This is a genomic window from Vibrio sp. 10N.286.52.F8, assembly GCF_041468745.1.
In the GTDB taxonomy this organism is placed as follows: domain Bacteria; phylum Pseudomonadota; class Gammaproteobacteria; order Enterobacterales; family Vibrionaceae; genus Vibrio; species Vibrio crassostreae_C.
Window position 1 is genome coordinate 54,621 of record NZ_JBFRJF010000019.1, and the last position, 20,309, is coordinate 74,929.

General features: G+C 44.6%; 19 protein-coding genes. 6 read left to right on the forward strand and 13 right to left on the reverse strand.

Annotated features, from left to right (window positions below; genetic code table 11):
* The first annotated feature begins 35 nt into the window (after window positions 1-35).
* Window positions 36-2,399, forward strand: coding sequence for a 5-methyltetrahydropteroyltriglutamate--homocysteine S-methyltransferase (metE, locus tag AB4133_RS11055; RefSeq protein ID WP_372224459.1), 2,364 nt, complete (start codon window positions 36-38; stop codon window positions 2,397-2,399).
* 108 nt (window positions 2,400-2,507) lie between these two features.
* Here the strand turns inward: metE and AB4133_RS11060 are convergent, their stop codons facing one another.
* The 6 genes from AB4133_RS11060 to AB4133_RS11085 form a co-directional block, all read right to left on the reverse strand.
* Entirely contained in the window at window positions 2,508-2,903 is a 396-nt protein-coding gene (locus tag AB4133_RS11060) for a GspS/AspS pilotin family protein (RefSeq protein ID WP_017062026.1), read from the reverse strand.
* A gap of 1 nt (window position 2,904) precedes the next feature.
* Window positions 2,905-3,201 (reverse strand): YciI family protein, encoded by a 297-nt coding sequence (locus tag AB4133_RS11065; protein ID WP_004741234.1) that lies wholly within the window; start codon window positions 3,199-3,201, stop codon window positions 2,905-2,907.
* 195 nt (window positions 3,202-3,396) lie between these two features.
* Window positions 3,397-3,795 (reverse strand): acyl-CoA thioester hydrolase YciA, encoded by a 399-nt coding sequence (gene yciA, locus AB4133_RS11070; protein WP_017061510.1) that lies wholly within the window; start codon window positions 3,793-3,795, stop codon window positions 3,397-3,399.
* A 188-nt stretch (window positions 3,796-3,983) separates the two neighbouring features.
* A complete protein-coding gene (locus AB4133_RS11075) occupies window positions 3,984-4,550 on the reverse strand; it encodes a septation protein A (RefSeq protein WP_017061509.1) in 567 nt (188 codons plus the stop codon).
* A 133-nt stretch (window positions 4,551-4,683) separates the two neighbouring features.
* Window positions 4,684-4,932: a hypothetical protein gene (locus AB4133_RS11080; RefSeq protein ID WP_017069991.1), complete on the reverse strand. Its 249-nt coding sequence runs from the start codon at window positions 4,930-4,932 to the stop codon at window positions 4,684-4,686.
* Between the two features lie 285 nt (window positions 4,933-5,217).
* Window positions 5,218-6,105: a LysR substrate-binding domain-containing protein gene (locus tag AB4133_RS11085; RefSeq protein ID WP_372224461.1), complete on the reverse strand. Its 888-nt coding sequence runs from the start codon at window positions 6,103-6,105 to the stop codon at window positions 5,218-5,220.
* A 181-nt stretch (window positions 6,106-6,286) separates the two neighbouring features.
* Between AB4133_RS11085 and hisC the strand changes: the two genes are divergently transcribed.
* From hisC to AB4133_RS11110, 5 genes are all read left to right on the forward strand, one after another.
* Entirely contained in the window at window positions 6,287-7,429 is a 1,143-nt protein-coding gene (hisC, locus tag AB4133_RS11090; protein WP_372224463.1) for a histidinol-phosphate transaminase, read from the forward strand.
* A gap of 10 nt (window positions 7,430-7,439) precedes the next feature.
* Window positions 7,440-8,213, forward strand: a complete 774-nt coding sequence (locus AB4133_RS11095) for an ABC transporter substrate-binding protein (protein WP_102398228.1) — start codon at window positions 7,440-7,442, stop codon at window positions 8,211-8,213.
* Between the two features lie 581 nt (window positions 8,214-8,794).
* Window positions 8,795-9,754, forward strand: coding sequence for a TRAP transporter substrate-binding protein (locus tag AB4133_RS11100; protein WP_017063537.1), 960 nt, complete (start codon window positions 8,795-8,797; stop codon window positions 9,752-9,754).
* 67 nt (window positions 9,755-9,821) lie between these two features.
* The gene (locus tag AB4133_RS11105; RefSeq protein WP_004736522.1) at window positions 9,822-10,301 is read left to right on the forward strand and encodes a TRAP transporter small permease; all 480 of its coding nucleotides are present in this window, start codon (window positions 9,822-9,824) and stop codon (window positions 10,299-10,301) included.
* A 21-nt stretch (window positions 10,302-10,322) separates the two neighbouring features.
* Window positions 10,323-11,630 carry a TRAP transporter large permease gene (locus tag AB4133_RS11110; RefSeq protein WP_010438025.1) on the forward strand — a complete coding sequence of 436 codons (1,308 nt, stop codon included), beginning with the start codon at window positions 10,323-10,325 and terminating at the stop codon, window positions 11,628-11,630.
* Between the two features lie 102 nt (window positions 11,631-11,732).
* On the opposite strand, the gene AB4133_RS11115 is transcribed toward AB4133_RS11110, so the two are convergent.
* From AB4133_RS11115 to AB4133_RS11145, 7 genes are all read right to left on the reverse strand, one after another.
* Entirely contained in the window at window positions 11,733-13,052 is a 1,320-nt protein-coding gene (locus AB4133_RS11115) for a dicarboxylate/amino acid:cation symporter (RefSeq protein ID WP_017085898.1), read from the reverse strand.
* A gap of 310 nt (window positions 13,053-13,362) precedes the next feature.
* A complete protein-coding gene (trpA, locus tag AB4133_RS11120) occupies window positions 13,363-14,169 on the reverse strand; it encodes a tryptophan synthase subunit alpha (protein ID WP_017061501.1) in 807 nt (268 codons plus the stop codon).
* A complete protein-coding gene (trpB, locus tag AB4133_RS11125) occupies window positions 14,169-15,359 on the reverse strand; it encodes a tryptophan synthase subunit beta (RefSeq protein ID WP_017063541.1) in 1,191 nt (396 codons plus the stop codon). The genes trpA and trpB overlap by 1 nt, the downstream gene beginning before the upstream one ends.
* 131 nt (window positions 15,360-15,490) lie before the next feature.
* Window positions 15,491-16,942, reverse strand: a complete 1,452-nt coding sequence (gene trpCF / locus AB4133_RS11130) for a bifunctional indole-3-glycerol-phosphate synthase TrpC/phosphoribosylanthranilate isomerase TrpF (protein WP_372224466.1) — start codon at window positions 16,940-16,942, stop codon at window positions 15,491-15,493.
* Between the two features lie 25 nt (window positions 16,943-16,967).
* Complete coding sequence (trpD, locus tag AB4133_RS11135; protein WP_372224467.1) at window positions 16,968-17,963, reverse strand: anthranilate phosphoribosyltransferase; 996 nt, start codon at window positions 17,961-17,963, stop codon at window positions 16,968-16,970.
* A 9-nt stretch (window positions 17,964-17,972) separates the two neighbouring features.
* Window positions 17,973-18,581, reverse strand: a complete 609-nt coding sequence (locus AB4133_RS11140) for an aminodeoxychorismate/anthranilate synthase component II (protein ID WP_017063544.1) — start codon at window positions 18,579-18,581, stop codon at window positions 17,973-17,975.
* 2 nt (window positions 18,582-18,583) lie between these two features.
* Window positions 18,584-20,191 (reverse strand): anthranilate synthase component 1, encoded by a 1,608-nt coding sequence (locus AB4133_RS11145; protein ID WP_017070758.1) that lies wholly within the window; start codon window positions 20,189-20,191, stop codon window positions 18,584-18,586.
* Window positions 20,192-20,309: the final 118 nt, after the last annotated feature.

Consider the following 20,309-nt stretch of genomic DNA (forward strand, 5'->3'; position numbering starts at 1 on the left):
AAGATACTAACAATTATTGAATAAGGAACAGGCTCATGACTACGACAACGCATATTCTTGGCTACCCACGCATTGGTGAAAAACGCGAACTGAAATTCACACTAGAGAAGTACTGGCGCGGTGAGATTAACCAATCAGATTTAAAGCAACTCGGTAGCGAACTAAGAAATCGTAACTGGAATGTACAAGCTAAGGCGAATCTAAGCTTTGCAACTGCGGGTGACTTCGCATGGTACGACCATGTTCTAACAACGACGTTACTTCTAGGTCATGTACCTGAGCGTCACGCTGGTGGATCAGAAGGTGAAAAAGCCTTCCCAGATTTAGATACCTTGTTCCGCGTTGGTCGCGGTCAATCTCAAACTCAAATACAATCTCAAAGGCAGCCAACTTGTTGTGGCGCTAAGCACGGCTCTGAAAGCGCTAAAGATGGTGCAGCAGCATCAGATATGACGAAGTGGTTCAACACTAACTATCACTACATTGTTCCTGAGTTCAGTAAAGACGACACCTTTGAAGTGAGTTGGCCACAACTGTTTGACGAAGTGAGTGAAGCGATTAAAGCGGGGCATAAGGTGAAGCCAGTTCTTCTAGGCCCATTATCTTATTTATATCTCGGCAAGGAAGTGGAAGAGGGCTTTGACCGTTTAACTTTGCTTCCACGCTTGCTTACCGCTTACCAAGCGATTCTGGCAAAACTGGCCAAGTTGGGCGTTGAGTGGGTACAAATCGATGAACCTATCCTTTCTCTGGAACTTGAGACTAAGTGGGCAGATTCATTCAAATTGGCTTATCAGGTGATTCAAGGTGATGTGAAGCTACTCCTTACCACGTACTTTGATTCTGTGACTGACACGTTAGATAAAATCATGGAACTGCCCGTCAACGGCTTACACATCGATTTGGCTGCCGCACCCCAGCAACTCGATGAAGTGGTGAACAAGCTACCTGAAGATTGGGTGCTGTCTGCAGGTGTCATCAACGGGCGCAATGTTTGGCGAGCAGACTTGGCTACTCAGCTAGCGAAACTGCAACCAGTGAAAGAGAAGTTAGACGATAAGCTTTGGGTCGCAAGTTCATGTTCGCTGCTGCACAGCCCAGTTGACTTAGAGTTAGAAGATTCACTTAGCGATGAAGTGAAAAGCTGGTTTGCTTTCGCGAAACAGAAAGTCACGGAAGTTAGCTTATTGGGTGCTGCGCTTGACGGCGATCAAAATGCCATATTAGCGTGTGAGACGTATAGCCAACCTATTGTTGCACGTAAGAGCTCGACTCATGTGAACAAGCCTCAAGTACAGGTTCGTCTTAGCACGATTACCAAAGCATTAGCAGAGCGCAGTGCTCCTTATGCAGAACGTGCCGCGCACCAGTCTGAGGTGTTAGGCTTACCGCTGTTACCAACCACAACCATTGGTTCATTCCCACAGACAGGCGAGATCCGTGTTCAACGTTGCGCTTACCGCACTGGCAAACTGAGTGAAGCGGAATATAACACTGCATTGAAAGGCCATATTGCGGATGCCGTTAAACGTCAAGAAGCACTGGATTTGGATGTGCTTGTTCATGGCGAAGCTGAACGTAACGACATGGTGGAGTACTTTGCAGAAAACCTAGCAGGCTTTCAAACCACTAAGTTTGGTTGGGTACAAAGCTATGGCTCACGCTGCGTGAAGCCGGCGATTGTGGTCGCGGATATAGAGCGTGAGAAGCCGATGACCGTAGAATGGTCGACCTATGCCCAATCTCTGACCTCGAAGCAGATGAAAGGGATGCTGACAGGCCCAGTCACTATCTTATGTTGGACATTCCCACGTGAAGACATCTCACGCAAAGAGATCACTAATCAATTGGCATTTGCGCTGCGAGATGAAGTGTCTGATTTGCAAGACGCGGGCATCAACATTATCCAAATCGATGAACCAGCGATTCGTGAAGGTCTGCCATTGAAAAAGCGCGACCACGCAGAATACCTAGAGTGGGCGGTCGATGCCTTTAAGATCTCAGCGGCAAGTGCTAAACCAGAAACTCAGATTCATACCCACATGTGTTACAGCGAGTTCAACGAGATCATTGATTCAGTAGCCGCGCTAGATGCCGATGTGATTACCATTGAGACTTCTCGCTCGAACATGGAACTGCTGAAAGCATTTGAAGAGTTCAACTACCCGAATGCGATTGGACCTGGCGTTTACGACATTCACTCACCAAACATCCCTTCAGAAGAGTGGATTGTTGATTTACTTAAGAAAGCGGCAGAGAAAATTCCAGCAGAACGTTTGTGGGCAAACCCTGATTGCGGGCTGAAGACGCGTAATTGGGCAGAGACAGAAGCGGCGCTGACTAACTTAGTTTCGGCAACTAAAGCACTGCGTAAAGAGTGGGGATCAGCCGAGGCATAATTCAGTCTAGGATTTTGATTGACCCGCTAATCCACGATGAACCACAACAAAGGCCTCGCAAATGCGAGGCCTTCTGGTTTTATACTTGTTCGAATCTCGAGCTAGAAACTAGCTGCTGCTCTGACACGTCTCTTTGCTGATCAACTTCTCAACCATCAGTTGTCCGCGAGTGTTGCGAATCTTGATGTTGTAAGCCAAGCCCATATCAAGGTTTGCTCTCACTTCAGAGTTGGTGCAGTAGCTATTCACACTCATGTCTACAACTTGGTTTAAAGGCTTAGCACCTTTTGCATCTTGGTTGTAGATCATCATGATTTCGATAACCGTGTTTTTTGCTAGCACGCGCATGACCGACAGTGGGCCATACTCAATCGGCAGGCCTGCAGATAAAACGCCAGCTCGGTGCTGCGCCATCATCTCTAGCTGTCTTTGTTCGTCTTGCTCACTTGAAGCACAGCCTGCAAGCAGAGCTAAAGCCAGTGAGCCAATAATCCATTTTTTCACGTTAAAATACTTTCTTGAATGGTTTTACAATCACATTTTGGTAAACGCCAGCATCAATGTACGGGTCAGCGTCTGCCCATGCTTGTGCATCTTCCAAAGAGTTAAATTCAGCAATCACAGTTGAACCTGTAAAGCCTGCTTCGCCAGGGTTATCTGAATCAATCGCTGGCATTGGACCTGCTGTTAACAGTCGGCCTTCATCGTGAAGTGTTTGTAGGCGTTCTAGATGTTGTGGGCGAACACTTAGGCGTTTTTCTAATGAATTTTCGACGTCTTGAGAAAAAATCACGTACCACATATTGAGATATCCTTATTTTACTTCACTAAATTTGGGGCGTTTAAATTCGCTATCTTGCTAATTTACGCGAACTAATTGGTATTGGAAGGGCTAATGATAAGAAATTGTGAAATGGTGCGGGAGAGTGAGAAGGTCTTTAGCATTTTTAATCGAAACGACTAAAGACCTTAAAGTGCGATAGGGTCGTCGAAAGTACTATTTATTAATTGGGCGGGGTTTACCGCTTTCGTCTACAGCAACGTAGTTGAATGTCGCGCCACAAACCTTGTAGCGGTCGCCGATACCGTGATCAAGTACCGGCTTAACCCAGACTTCTAGGTCGATATTCATCGAGCTGCGACCAATCTTAGTGCAGTCACCATAAACACACACAACATCACCCACTGAAACCGGCTGTTTGAACTCGATACTCGATACTGAAACCGTGACTATCTTGCCGTTAGATATCTCTTTTGCCAGTATGCCGCCAGCAAGGTCAAGCTGTGACATTATCCAACCACCGAAAATCTGGCCTGCTGCATTTGTATCAGAAGGCATCGCTAATGTGCGAAGAAGTAAAGAACCAATCGGGTTCAAAGTTGATTGAATAGTCATTGTCGTACTCTTAATGGTATTGATTGTTTTATATAAAAATAGATGTGTTTACGAGACTCGTGGTGGTCTAATTTTTAACGTCTTCACCGAACACAAATAATCAGCGGCCAATGATCACGAGTATCATTGGCCAATCGCATATTGATAATAATTGTATCAAATAGGGTATGAGGACTCATCCCTAAGGGCTATTTCTCGTCGGTATTTTTATCCGTTAACTCTTTCTGCTGGTCTTTTGGTAGATGCTTATAGATATAAACACCAGTGAGCAAGGTGAAGAGCAAGGTCGCGATGAGTAGACCAAACACTTTGAAGTTGACCCAAACATCCAACGGTAGGCTGAAAGCAACGTAAACGTTGAGAACGGCACATAGGGTAAAGAACAGCGTCCATGCCCAGTTGATCTTGCCCCATACCGAATCAGGCAGTGTGATCTCTTTGCCTAACATACCTTTAATCGCTGATTTGCCCATGATGTGACTGACCGTCAGGCCAATCGCAAACAGTGCGTAAACGATGGTGACTTTCCATTTAATGAAGTTGTCGTCGTGCAAGAAGATGGTCATGCCACCAAATACGGCAACCATTAGAAAGGTGATGACCTGCATTTTTTCGACTTTCTTGTAGATGAAATAAGTCAAAATAATTTGAACTGCAGAGGCAACGATCAAAGCGCCGGTCGCGGTATAGATGTCGTACATCTTATAAAGCGCAAAGAAAATAATGAGAGGAATGAAATCAAGAATTTGTTTCATGAGACACTGACTATCCAGTTAGTTGAGTTGCTGACAGTCTAACGAAAACTGTCTCGATGCAAAATAGCTCGAGACAATTGGGTGCCAATTAATTCAATCTAACCACTCATCGTGTTTAAAGAGTTGAAGCAGGTTATCGCATTGACGAGGTTTGATAGCGAGGTATCAGCTTTTTGATATCTTCAAGGTAACCTTCGCTCTTTAAGCTGTCTAAGGTGTTTTCGAGCTCTTGCTCACTCATGGCAAAACATGTCGATTTACCGGTCGTTAAGTCGAGATACTCGTGATATTCACGCTCTGTGAAGTGGCCAATTCTGTCCATTAATAGGGTTTTAATTCCATGGTGAATCAAGCCGTAATACGTATGTCTTTGTAAGGTCATAGCCTATCCTCCGTGACAAGCTGCAGTGAAACTGGTGCAACCTGCTGTATATTGGTTGGGTTATCTATGACAAAGCAACTCGAATGCCATTTTCTCCAACGGAACAGAATAAATTCCCGGCTAAATAGAATTGAACTTCTTTTCAAATAGTTAAAGGAAGGTACGTTCTATTCTCTGACAATCAATACGAAACAGACATCAAATAGTTTCATTTTGAGAACGGAAAAATTCTCATTATGACGCTCTCCTGCCGCTTATAAAGAGGCCTACCAACAATGATTGCCGCTAATCGACGAGCCAATCAACAAGCGTAGATAAGGATGTATTTTGTCGATTCTTGGGTTGCAGCAAGAAGTAACCATTTCCAGAGAAAACACTGCCTTCACTCACTTTTACCAATCTACCTAAATCAATATCTTGCTTGGCCAGTGTGATGTCGCCTATGGCAATGCCAAACCCTTGAATGGCGGCGTTCATAGCTTGATCGAGTGTTGCGAATTGTTGGTTGTTCTTGCTTGAAAGGTCGTGGCTGCCTATGTGCTCTAACCAAAGTCGCCAATCACTTTGCTCATTGTTGGCGTGTAGCCAAGTGTATTGGGCAAGCTTGTGTGGCTTGATGATGGTCGATGCGTCGTCGACAAGATGGCTCTGTGTAATGCTTTGTGCTTGGCAAACGGGCGCTAGCTGCTCGTTAAACAATAATTGGCTGATAATCGATTGTTGGTTTGGCTTCTTACCATAGGTAATTACGGCGTCAAACGGATCAAAGCTTGGTTCGAAGACGTGCTTGATGGTCGACGTCAGTTCGACATCAATTTCAGGATAGGCTTGCTGAAAAGACATCAACTTAGGTAGTAGCCAAGAGGTAATACAGCTCGGTGCGTTGAGTTTGATCTTAGACGGAGAGCTAGCCACTTGATTGAGAGCCGATTGCAGTTGATGAATCGTTCCTTGTATCAGGGGAGCCAGTTCTTCTCCTTTCGGCGTTAAAGACAATCCTCGAGCATGGCGATAGAAGAGATCACAGCCAAGACTTTCTTCAAACGACAATACCTGACGACTCACTGCACCTTGCGTAACATTGAGCTCATGTGCCGCGCGCGTAAAGTTGAGATGTCTTGCCGTCGACAAGAACGCGAGCAAGGTTTTGGTTGAAGGAAGTGTGCGATTCATATCTTTACCTATGACTTTTTATCATGGCTATTATGTGATTATTTCGATTCATTTATCAATAGTGTTCTGTTTGAATGTAAATACTTAATCATCATTTGTGATTCAATATGTGTATAAGTCACATTTTTTGAATATGAAAGCAGTGGTGAAGACATTGTGATTTTGTGAAAGGGATAGCTTCTTGACATCTTTTATCGATAGTTTAGTGCCTCAGGCTGTAAAAAAATTAATACCTTACCAATCGGCAAGAAGAATTGGTGGTGATGGACGAGTCTGGCTAAACGCCAATGAATTGGAAAGTTCGCTATTTCAAGGAGAAGCAAGCCACAATAGATACCCAGATTTTTTACCGCAAGATATTGCAAAGGCTTATCAAGCGTATTGCGGAACTGATGCTGCGACTGTTGCCGTTCGTGGCGCCGATGAAGCGATAGATTTACTTATCAGAACATTCTGTAAGCCAGCGAGTGACAATATACTTATTTGTTCACCAACGTATGCAATGTATGAGTTTTGCGCCGATGCATTGGCGATTAATACCTTGGACTCTCCATTGCAGGAAGACTTTAGCCTGAACGTCGCTGATATTGTGAATAAGGCAAAACTGGCGAATATCGTGTTTCTTTGCTCACCAAACAATCCAACGGGCAATGTGATTCCTAAATTGGATTTGATTCAGGTACTGGAAGGCACGACTGGAAAATCTCTAGTGGTCGTCGATGAAGCGTATATCGAATTTGAACCACAAACGTCAGCCGTTAGCCTTATTGAGCGTTATCCGCACTTGGTTGTGATTCGCACTTTGTCTAAGGCATTTGGACTGGCTGCAGTTCGTTGTGGTTTTATCTTAGCGAGTCAAAATGTGATGCAGTATGTCGCGAAGCTGATTCCACCTTATCCGATGCCAGATTGCTCATCTCAAATTGTATTAGACGCGTTGTCTGATGAACGAGTCTCAGTGATGCAAGATGCGACGCAGAATCTGGTTGAGCTGCGTAACTGGTTTGCTTGTGAGTTAACGCAGTTTGATTTCATCGAGTCTGTTTACCCTTCATCGACAAACTTCATTTTGCTGCGTCAAAAAGCTGGGCATCAAGTGTTCAGTGTCTTGGCGAAGGACGGCATTGTGACAAGGAACCAAAACCATGAACCGGCTTTGCGTAACTGTGTTCGAATCAGTATTGGTAGCCAAGAGAGCATGCTAGAAGTGATAACGTCACTAACACGTTACCAAACCGAATTAGAACAGAGTCAACAAGGCAAACACATTCAACAAGCTCAACATAAAGAAACTCAATCTCAACTCGATAAAGATCATATCTAGGATGGCAATGATGAAAAAGATAATACTAGGACTCGCTTGTGCGGTCGCTTTACTTGGTACAACGGTACAGGCGAAAGAAATCCGTTTGGCGTCGGACTTTACGTATCCGCCATTCAACTATAAAAACAGCGACGGTGTGCCTGTCGGGTTTGATATTGAGATAGCTGATGCTTTGTGTGAGCAAGCTAAACTCGATTGTACTTGGGTTTCACAAAGCTGGGACTCGCTAATTCCAAGTTTGTTGGCAAGAAAGTCAGATGTGATCATGGCGTCAATGCGTATCACCGAAGAGCGTAAGCGTAAGATCTTGTTTACTGATAAGTACTACCAAACACCAGCCGTATTTGTTGCTGCTAAAAGCGCTGAGTTCAGCGTCGATCAGGCAGGCTTAGCGGGCAAAACCATAGGTGTTCAGCAAGGTACGATTCACGATCGCTACGTAACCGACAAGTTTGGCAATGTTGCCAACATTAAGCGTTACACAGGGCAAGATGAAGTTTATCTGGATCTGCAAAATGGTCGTCTAGATCTAACCTTTGGCAACTCGGATCAACTGTCATTAGCTTTCTTAGATAAAAAAGAAGGTGAGGGCTTTGAATTTAAAGGTAAAGCAGTAACCGACAAAGCCTACATTGGCGAGGGTACGGCGTTAGCACTAAGAAAGCAGGATTCAAAACTGGCGAAACAATTCAATGCCGCGATTGAAGAGATCAGAGCGAACGGTACTTACGACAAGATCGCCGCTAAGTACTTTACGTTTGATATCTATGGCGCTGATTTGTAATTCGTCTAACGCCTAAAAATTAGAACACCAAAAACAAAAATCCGAGGGCTGTGAGGCTCTCGGATTTTTGTTACAAATAATTCATCCTCTCAAGCTTCTCTCTATTGCCTTTATCTATTCTTGTTACCTAAATTCAGCCGAAAACCTTGCCTTCATCACCTCACAAAGCACTGTTCACGACTCGCGTTTTAGAACGAGGAGACCTTCTTTGTCGTGCTCCATAACTGAATTTAATGTCTTAAAATAACATAAATATATCGGTAATTTTTTGCTAAGAGATTGTTCTAAAAGCAGTTGAAAGTAATCGAAATTCCCAAACAATCCGAAGTTAGACTGCTTAATGGTCTAATTAGTCCCAAATATGATTGGTATCACAATCAATTAGGTTCTCAGGCCAATAGATAAACCTTAGTTCACAAAATGTACATATAGTATTGTAATACAAAATTCATAGAGGTAAGAATATTGTAATGAAACGTTACTGCTATGAGCGATGTGCAATAGAACGTTAGATTTCAAACTTAGCTATAGCGTTGCATATAAAAACTGTACCTCTTACAAAATGGATTCTGGAGAAGAACATGAAAAAACACCTACTGACGATTGCAGCGGCTTCAATTCTTATGGCATTTGGCGCTCAAGCAAAAACTTTGACGTTAGGGCATGCAATGTCATTAGAAAGCGCAGCTCACCAAGGCATGGTGATCATGGCTGATAAAGTTAAAGAAAAATCGAATGGTGAACTTACGATTAAGATCTTTCCAAACGGTCAATTAGGCTCTGAACGTGACCAAGCGGAGCAAGTTGTTACTGGCGCGATTGATATGGCCAAAATCAATGGTGGGTTAGCCGAATCTTTTGAACCAACGTTTAAGGTTAATGCACTGCCTTTCTTATTCCGTGACGTTCCACATATGAGAACCTTCATGCGAAGTGAAGCTGCACAAGAGATGCTGCTTTCAAGCGAAGGTAAAGGTTTCATCGGTCTTACATTCTATGACTCAGGCACACGTAGCTTCTACGCTAAGAAAGCCATCAACTCACCAGCAGATCTCGCTGGTATGAAAGTTCGAGTTCCTGGTTCTCCAACCATGATGGAAATGGTTAACTTACTTGGTGGTAAAGCAACACCTGTACCTTTCAATGAGGTATACACGGCTCTGCAACAAGGTGTAATTGATGGTGCTGAGAATAATATTTCTAGCTTAGTTGAAATGAAACACAGTGAAGTTGCCAAATTTTACTCTATGGACCAGCACATGATGACACCTGACGTGATCATCATTTCAGAATACAAATGGGGTTCATTAACGGCAGAAGAGCAAAAGATCTTAAAAGAAGCTGCTGCTGAGTCTCTTGAAGAGCAGATCAAAATCTGGGATGCAACAGATGACATGAACAAAGAGAAAGGAATGAAAGAAGGTGTCACGTTTGTTGAAGTTGATAAAGCCCCTTTCCGTGCAGCTGTTAAACCTATGATTGATGAGGCGAAAAAAGATCCAAAACTAGCTCCATTCATTGAAAAAATTGAAGCTCTTTAATCAGTCTTAGTGAAAATATAATTTTGCCTTGGCTTTGCTAAGGCAAAATTTTTTGAGGTATCACACCATGTTAGCAACTTTCAGAAACCTACTTGATAGGCTGATTCTTTTTGTCTCTTCTTTTGCACTAATGTTACTTGTCGTTACTGTCACTTGGCAGGTCTTTAGTCGTTATGTTTTGAATGATCCAAGTAACTGGACTGATGAACTTGCTCGTTATGCGATGGTATGGCTTGGCTTATTAGGAGCAAGCTACTTATTCGGTATCAAAGGACACTTAGCAATAACGTTATTGGATGGTTATCTTAAGGGTAAAGCACATATCGCATTACATGTACTCATCAATATCATTTCTGGCGCATTTGTATTTCTAGCAATGCTTCAAGGTGGCATCGCCCTAATGGGAAGAACCACACAACAACTCTCTCCAGCACTGCAATTACCGATGTCGACGGTGTATTCAATATTGCCGATTTCAGCCGTTATTATCCTCATTTATTTGGTCATGAATACGTTTGATCTTTTTTGTGAGCCCAACAAAAAATAAGTTTTAAAAGGACTCTATATTATGGATTTGTCCATTGGTGTTTGGCTGCTAGGCCTATTCTTATTCATGATCGCGATAAGCATGCCGATTGCGATTGCAATTGCCATGTCATCTTTAACCATCATGTATTTCATCTTACCGTTTGAAGTCGCCAGTATTACTGCGGGTCAAAAAATCATTACCGGTATTGATAGTTTCAGTTTATTAGCCATCCCTTTCTTTATCCTCGCGGGGAATATAATGAATGTAGGTGGCATCGCGAGTCGACTCATCAACCTTGCAAAGCTCTTGGTTGGTTGGATCCCGGGCTCACTTTTTCACGTGAACATCTTCGCCAATATGATGTTTGGCGCCGTTTCAGGATCAGCCGTTGCAGCAGCAGCTGCGGTTGGTAAAACCTTAGGCCCAGAATTAGAAAAAGATGGTTATGATAAAAACTTAGCAACAGCAGTAAACGTTGCATCTTGCCCGGCAGGCTTATTAATACCGCCGAGTAATTCACTGATCGTATTTTCAGTGGTATCGGGTGGAACATCCGTTGCGGCGTTGTTTATCGCAGGGTATGTCCCAGGTATTCTAATGGGCTTAAGTTGTATGGTCGTCGCCTATTTCATCGCTAAAAAGAAGGGCTACAAAACAAGTGCGAATGACGGCTTCACAACGAAAGATGTGCTGAATATTGTTTGGCAAGCAACACCAAGCTTAGGGCTTATTGTTGTTGTTATTGGCGGTATTATTGGTGGTATATTCACTGCAACAGAAGGGGCATGTATAGCGGTTCTATACTCTTTTATACTGTCACTCTGTTACCGAACCCTCAAATGGGCACACTTTCCGATAATTTGTAGAGAAACGGTTCAGGTTACTGGCATTATGCTGTTCTTGATTGGTGCTTCTACCATTATGTCATGGGCAATGGCGTTTACCGGTCTACCAACCATGATCAGTGATTGGATGCTCTCTATTTCAGACAATCCAATTATCATCTTTATTCTGATGAACCTGATTCTACTGATTGTGGGTATGTTTATGGACCTTACGCCAGCCGTATTGATCTTTACCCCTATCTTTATGCCGATTGCTGAGCATTTAGGCATGCATCCAATTCACTTCGCGATGATGATTATCTTCAACTTATGTATTGGCATTGCAACGCCACCCGTTGGTACGGCGCTATTTGTGGGTTGTAGTGTCAGTGGCTCTAAGATTGAAAACGTTATAAGAAGTATCATGCCGTTTTGTGCCGTATTGATCGTCACACTGTTGGCCATTACTTTTATTCCTGAAATTAGTTTGGCTCTGCCTCGTGCGTTTGGACTCATCAATTAGCCTGACAAGGGTAAGATTTACCGAATCAATATCGATCATTACCTAATAAAAAAACCGCCTCATGAAGGCGGTTTTATTTATCAATCAAACTGAAGCTTAATATTACGCTTGCTGTTTTTGTAGCTCAGCTTCTTTCGCTTCGTCTTCGATTAGAGAATCAACGATGACTGCACATGCTGCATCACCAGTGATGTTTAGAGCAGTACGGATCATGTCGAAGATACGGTCTAGAGCGAACAACAGAGGTAGACCTTCGATAGGGATACCAGCCGCTAGAAGAACTGCAACCACTAGGAAAGAAGGACCAGGAACACCTGCTTGACCAACTGCACCTAGGGTAGACGTTACGATGATAGCAACGTAAGCACCCATAGAAAGGTCGATGTTGAACAGCTGTGCGAAGAAGATAGCAACTAGGCCGTAGTAAATTGCGTTACCAGACATGTTGATCGTCGCACCAAGAGGCAGAACGAATGAAGCCGTAGAGTTACGAACGCCAAGTTCTTTCTCTACCGTTTCCATTGTTACTGGCAGTGTCGCCATTGAAGATGCTGTTGATAGTGCAACCGCTTGAGGCTTCTTCATCGCCACTAGGAACTTCTTCGCAGAAGTCTTAGTGAAGATTTGAATCATTAGCGGGTAAGCAACAAAGCCGAAGATAAGAATCGCAGCAATGTAGACAATGAACAGCTTGAACACGACCATAAGTGCGCCAAAACCGAATGTACCGACTGCTTCTGCCATTAGGCCAAATACGCCAAGTGGTGCAATGATCATAACCTTGTTGATCATCCAAACCATAGCGTCAACAATCGCGTTTACGCCATTGATGATTGGGTCGCGTTTTTCTTTCGCTTGTTTAGAAATCGCAATACCGAAGAATAAGCAGAAAACGAGAATTTGCAGAATGTTAGCTTCGTTCAGTGATTGGAAAACGTTGGTAGGGATCATGCCCGTGATGGTTGCCCAGAACGTTGGAAGTTCGCCTTTCGCAGCGTATTCAGAAGAGAACATACCTTCAACGCCAGAAACATCGATACCACGACCCGGTTCGAATACTTCACCCATTACAAGCGCTAGTGCTACAGCAAGTGCAGACGTTAGTGCAAAGTAACCCAGTGTAACCACACCAACTTTACCTGCTGATGAGCTATTACCTAGACCTGCAGCACCTGAAATTAGGGCAACTGCGACTAGAGGAATAACCAGCATCTTGATTAAATTGATGAAGATTGCGCCCAGTGGAGCGAACATTGTTGCGCTGTCACCCATCATTGCACCGACAGCGGTACCGATGATCATTGCAATAACGACTTGAACGCCGATGTTGCTTAGTAAACTCTTTTCTTTTAACACTTCCATAACCTCTGTGCTACTAAATATAAAAATCCCAGAACTACTCACCAATGTACGATGTACCATTGGATTAATATTTCGCGAGAAGTTTTACACGTATCTTTTACATTTATCAATATGAGCAGAGATGAAAGAACACCAAAAAGCAGTAATCAAATGTCATTTGATGATTTTTCATACTAAAGCAAACGTTTGCTTTTTGGTTTGTCATTATTTTTATAAATGGTGGTGATGTTTTGGTGGGGTATTATAGGTGTGCTACAGGTTTGTATGAGGTGTTGTTTTTATCAGAAATTTAACAATTGAGAGGGTTTGGACGTGTTCTCGGAGAAAAACTCCCACAGCGCAAATTATCGCACTAGTGGGAGCCTATTTATTATTTTTGCGTTGCCGCTTTCATTGGCGTAACAAACTCAGCAAGTGCTTTAAGCATTGCTTCTGGTTGTTCAACGTTGTTTTCAATGATTTTCACAACCGCAGAGCCAGAGATAGCACCAGCAGCGCCAGCTTCGATGGCTTCTTTTACTTGCTCAGGAGCAGAGATACCGAAACCAAGCAGTGCTGGTGGCGCATCAAACTTGTTCAAACGGTCAAGTAGGGCTGTCACAGGCATGTTTGCTTTGGTTTCTGCACCCGTTACGCCAGCACGAGAAAGTAGGTAAGTGTAACCACCACCTAGCTCAGAAACCGATTGAAGCGTCTCATCACTTGCTGTTGGTGGAGCAATAAAGATTGGGTGAATACCAAACTTCTTAGCTGCAGCAACAAACTCGCCACTCTCGTTGGTTGGTACATCAGCAATCAATACTGAATCGATACCTGCATTAGCACAACGCTCGTAGAAGTTCTCGATACCACGTGCGTACACCAAGTTTGCGTACATCAGTAGGCCGATTGGTAGCTCTGGGTATTTAGCACGAATTTGACCAATAAGATCAAAACACACATCTGGCGTGACTTTAGAATCTAACGCACGAATGTTTGCACCTTGGATTGTCGGGCCATCTGCAAGCGGATCTGAGAATGGAATACCAAGTTCAAGTGCATCAGCACCCGCTTCAACGAGTGTTTCCATGATCTTAAGAGACTGCTGAGGGTTAGGATCGCCAACCGTTACGAATGGTACAAATGCGCCCTGATTCTTTTCAGCTAAGCGAGTGAAGAGTGATTGATAGCGATCCATTATAATGCTCCTTTCTCTTTAAGAATGTCGTGTACAGAGAAGATGTCTTTATCACCACGACCAGATAGATTAACCACTAATAGCTGTTCTTTCTCTGGGTCATCGTGAGCCATTTTAACAGCATGAGCCAAAGCATGAGATGACTCTAGCGCTGCGATAATACCTTCTTTACGTGCAATCAATTGGAACGCTTCTAGCGCTTCGTCGTCGGTCACGTTGTCGTATTCAGCACGGCCAATAGCATTTAGGTGCGCGTGTTGAGGACCAACTGATGGGAAGTCTAGACCCGCAGATACAGAGTAAGACTCTTCTACTTGGCCGTTCTCATCTTGCATCAGTGGCGCTTTCATGCCGAAGAAGATACCGGTTTTACCGTGCTTAAGCGGCGCGCCGTGTTGGTCGGTATCAATACCTTTACCAGCCGGCTCTACACCGATTAGGCGAACAGTTTCTTCTTCAATGAAATCCGCAAACATACCGATAGCGTTCGAACCACCGCCGACACAAGCGATAACCGCATCAGGAAGGCGACCTTCACGAGCTAGAATTTGGTTCTTCGTTTCTTCACCAATCATGCGTTGGAAATCACGAACAATCGTTGGGAATGGGTGAGGACCCGCTGCAGTACCCAATAGGTAATGCGCGTCTTCATAAGTTGCAGACCAGTCACGTAGTGCTTCGTTACACGCATCTTTTAGCGTTGAAGAGCCAGAATGAACAGGGATAACCTCTGCGCCCATCAGCTTCATACGGAACACGTTCGGGCTTTGACGTTCAACGTCTTTTGCACCCATGTAAACACGACACTTAAGACCTAGTAGAGCACACGCTAGAGCCGTTGCCACACCGTGTTGGCCTGCGCCAGTTTCAGCGATGATTTCCTGCTTACCCATACGTTTTGCTAGCAATGCTTGACCAAGAACTTGGTTTGTCTTGTGAGCACCGCCGTGAAGTAGATCTTCACGCTTTAGGTACAGTTTTGTTTTTGTACCTTTTGTTAGGTTGCGTGCTAGCGTTAGTGCCGTTGGACGACCAGCGTACTCTTGAAGAAGCGTCATGAATTCGCTGCGGAACTCAGGATCGGCTTGTGCATCGATAAATGCTTGTTCAAGTTGGTCTAGTGCTGGCACTAGGATCTGCGGTACGTATTGACCACCGTATTCACCAAAGTAGGCATCGAGTTTAGCCATTGTGTTATTCCTTCAATTCTACTGATGTGTATTCACACCAAGTCATTTAATCTTGTTTGAGCTTCGCAAAAGGCAAAGCTCACAAATATGTTTTTAGTTTCTGCTTTCTAATTTCTAGCGCCGAGCTTGGACTAGTAATTACGAATCGCAGCAAAAGCACGTTGCAGTTTGTCTGCGTCTTTTTTGCCTGGAGCAGATTCAACACCAGAGTTTAGGTCTAATCCTAAGCAACCCAACTTAGCCGCTTGGTTAGCATTTTCTGGGGTTAGACCACCCGCCAACATGATTGCGCTTTGGTTGTTGATTAGGTTCCAATCGAACACTTGGCCTGTGCCACCAGTTTGAGAACCCACTTTAGTATCTAGCAGGTGACGAGTCACGTTGCTTTCCAGTAATTCTGGTAGCGAGCTTTTAGCACCGGAAGCAGCACCAGAAGCAACACCGTAAGCTTTCCAAATCTCAACGCTTTCAGGTAGTGACTGTTTTAGCTCATCGACAAACGCTTGAGACTCATCACCGTGCAATTGCACAGCGAACAGGCCTAGCTCAGAAACCGTTTTCGCAACGTCAGTAACGCTGTGGTTTTGGAACACACCCACGTAGTTCAAAGGTGCGCCGCTCATAGTCAAACGAGCCGCTTCGATATCCACATGACGCTTAGATGCTTCAACGAATATCAGACCACCGAATACCGCACCAGCTTGATAAGCCTTTGCTGCATCGTCAGAGTGAGTTAAACCACACACCTTGTTTTCACCCAGTGTTACTTTGCGTACCGCAAGCTCGAGGTTCTTCTCTGCCATTAGAGAGCTACCGATTAGGAAGCCATCTGCAAACGTTGAAAGGTCACGAACTTGTTGATGTGTGTAGATGCCAGACTCTGAAATCACAACTGCGTTTGGAGCCAGTTCGCGAATCAGCGGCGCCAACTCTTTAGTACGGTTCAAATCAGTCGAAAGGTCACGAAGATTACGGTTGTTAATGCCGATCACCTTAGCGTTTAGAGCGACTGCACGGTGAAGCTCTTCTTCGTTGCTGACTTCGGTCAATACACCCATGTTGAGTGAGTGAGCGACTTCCGCCAGCGCTTTGTACTCTTCGTCATCTAATACCGATAGCATTAACAAGATAGCATCAGCTGAGTAATGACGAGCTAGATACACTTGGTAGGTATCAACCATGAAGTCTTTACACAGGATAGGCTGCTTAGCAATGCTGCGAACTTTAGGTAAAAACTCAAAGTCACCTTGGAAGTACTTCTCGTCTGTCAGCACAGAAATCGCGTTTGCGTGGTTGTTGTAAACAGAAGCAATGTAGTCGAGGTCAAACTCGTCACGGATTAAACCTTTTGACGGAGAGGCCTTTTTACATTCAGTGATGAAAACCGTTTGTTCTCCGCTCAGAGCGTCATAAAAGCTGCGGTCTGTTGCAGTTAGTGACGCTTTAAACTCGTCTAATGGTTGAGTCTGCTTACGCGCTTCAACCCATTGGTATTTATCACGAACGATTTTTGCTAATACTTCCGCCATTTCAGCTTCTTTGACTGAAACGTGGGTCGACAGTTTATCGGTAGTCTGTGTCATGTTCTTTGTCTCGATTCGTCGTTCGTTAGGCGTGTGCAGCAAGCTTTTGTACAAGCTCGTATGCTTTGCCAGAGTTCATCGCGTCAATTGCTTGCTGTGCGTTGGCTTTTAGGTCTTCGTGACCAAACAGACGCATCAGTAGAGCAACGTTGACTGCCACTGCGCCAACTTGAGCATCAGTGCCTTTACCCGTCAGGATATCGGTTGTGATGGCTTTGTTCTCTTCTGGCTCGCCGCCCTTGATTGCTTCAAGAGGGTGAGTGTTCAGGCCAAAGTCTGCCGGTGTCACTGTGTACTCGTGAATTTTGCCATCTTTAATTTCAGCAACGATTGTCTCGCCATGAATAGCCACTTCATCAAGGCCACTACCATGCACAACGGCAGCACGCTTCATACCCATTTTCAGCATGGTTTCCGCGATAGGGCGGACGAGCTCTTTGCTGTAAACACCCATTAACTCGATATTAGGGCGAGCAGGGTTAATCAGTGGACCAAGGATGTTGAAGATAGTGCGCGTTTTCATCGTCTGACGAACAGGCATCGCGTGACGTACACCGACGTGATATTGCGGAGCAAATAGGAATGCTACGCCAAGTTCATCAACAGCCGTACGTGTGTCTTCAGCTGTCATCGCTAGGTTGATACCGAACGAATCCAGTAAGTCAGAAGAGCCTGATTTGCTCGATACGCTGCGGTTACCGTGCTTCGCGACTTTTAAGCCACACGCTGCGGCAACAAATGCAGAAGTCGTCGAGATATTGATGGTGTTGTGACCGTCGCCACCTGTACCTACGATGTCTGCGAAATCATAATCAGGGCGCGGGAACGGGTTTGCATTCGCAAGTAGTGCTTTTGCTGCGCCTGCAATTTCATCGGGCGTTTCGCCTTTGATTTTCAGTGCAGTTAGCGCAGAAGCCATCAAGATTGGGTCTAGTTCACCCTTGATGATCACATCAAATAACTGTTGGCTTTCTTCTTGAGTAAGAGACTGCTGTTCGTAAAGTTTATTAATCTGTTCCATGATCGTTTCCTATTTTCCAGTCTTTTCAAGGCGAAGAGGTTTCTCAAGAGCCCATTCGATAGCGTTTGCTAGAAGCGTTGCACCGTAGGTCGTCATAATTGATTCAGGGTGGAATTGGAATCCACACACCTTGTCTTGTTCTTGAACCACAGACATCACCAAATCATCTACTTCAGCGGTCACCGTTAGGCTATCAGATACATGCGTTGCCACTAAAGAGTGGTAGCGAGCGATAGCCAATGGCGAAGGTAAGCCTTGGTAAGTCGCATGGTTTTGGTGTTCCATCATCGACACCTTACCATGAATGATTTCGCCAGCGCCTGCAACGGTGCCGCCATAGGCTTCAACAATCGCTTGGTGGCCTAAGCAAATACCAATCATTGGCACTTTACCTTTTAGAAGCTGAATCAGCTCTGGCATACAGCCCGCATCTGCTGGAGCGCCAGGGCCTGGTGAAAGCAGTGCAACAGGGTTGTCTAGTTCGTTGATCGCCGCTTCAACAACCTTTGCCGGAATGTTGTTACGGTAAATCTTTACGCTGTGACCTAATGAACGAAACTGGTCTACAAGGTTGTAAGTGAATGAGTCGAAGTTATCGATGAATACAATATCAGCCATGATTACGACTCCTTCTTGTTTGATGTGTTCTGATTTACTGCAGCGCTTTTAGTGTGTGCAGCTTGAATCGCTGAGATAACCGCTTGTGCCTTGCCGCGAGTTTCATCGGCTTCTGCTTGTGGGTCTGAGTCAAATACGACCCCAGCGCCTGCTTGTACTTGTGCCACGCCATCTTCAACGTAAGCAGAGCGAATTACGATACAAGTATCTAGAGTCCCTTCACCAGTTAGATAACCGACTGCACCACCGTAGCTACCACGACGCGTTTTTTCTACGTCTCGAATAAGCTGCATTGCGCGGATTTTTGGTGCGCCCGTTAGCGTGCCCATGTTCATACAAGCTTGGTAAGCGTGCAGAGCATCTAAGTCTTCACGGAGCTGACCAACAACACGAGAAACCAAGTGCATTACATGGCTGTAGCGGTCTACTTTCAGTAAGTCTGCTACGTGGCGAGTGCCAGCTTCGGCAATACGTGCCACATCGTTACGCGCTAGGTCAACTAGCATCATGTGCTCGGCGTTTTCTTTCTTGTCGGTACGCAGTTCAAGCTCGATACGGCTGTCTAGGTCGAAATCGATTTGACCGTCAGGGCGCTTACCACGACGACGAGTACCAGCAATCGGGTAGATCTCGATTTGGTTGGTTTCTGTCTCGTATTTCAGCGCGCTTTCTGGAGATGCACCGAACAGAGTAAACAGCTCGTCTTGCATGTAGAACATGTAAGGGCTTGGGTTGCTTTGTTTGAGTTCTTTATAAGCCGCCAGTGGGGCAGGGCAAGGTAGAGTGAAGCGGCGTGAAGGTACCACTTGGAATACATCGCCTTTAACTACGTACTCTTTTAAATCACGAACCGTTTGGCAGAAGTCTTCATCTGAAACGCTAGGTACAGCTTCAACGTTGTCTAACGGCGTTACTTCAGTGATGGCTTTCAGGGACTGACACTGAGTTTGAATGTCGGCTAGACGGTCAGTTAATTGCGCTTTGATGTTGTCATCTTGAGCAAATAAGCTCGCGTGAAGTAGGCCTTCGTTCTCTTGGTGATCGAAACGCAATAGTGTTTCAGCTACGTAGAATACAAAGTCAGGACAATTGTTGGTTGCTTCAGCATCACCTAGTGGCTCAAAGTTTGCCACGATGTCGTAAGCGAATAAGCCCGCCATGAATAATGCGTGTTTGTTATCCGCGTCTTGCTCAAAGCTGTGCTGAACCAAACGCAGTGCATCGAATGAAGAGGCTTCTCTTAAACGTGAGTCTTCGTCTAATTCGTTGCTTGGTTCGATAAAAGTCAGCGTCAAAACGTTATCAGTAAGGTCAGATTTAATTTCTGCTTTCACGTTTTGAGTGAGATGTTCGATAAGCGCTTGACCGTTTTCAGTCAATGCTTGAAAGGTTACTTCATGTCCGCGACATACGATGCGAACAGCAGAGTCGATAAGGAGTAGGCTTGTCAGGTTCTGTTTAGATTCAATCTCGGCAGATTCCAACAAAAGACTATCAGTTTTGTTTTCACACAAAGTATGAAAAACGCTGGTTGGATCTTGCGAGTAAGGAACTGAGGAATTGATGACCTCAATGGTTCCCAGCTTTTTGATTTCAATGGCCTTGTTCACAAGACCTCCTTTATGATTCTTTAAATTTCCTGCCGTACATAGTCGCATAAAGATACCTTTCACCCAATCTAGAATATGGTCAATTCGATGATTTGTTAGTCAGTTGAATGTGAGATGT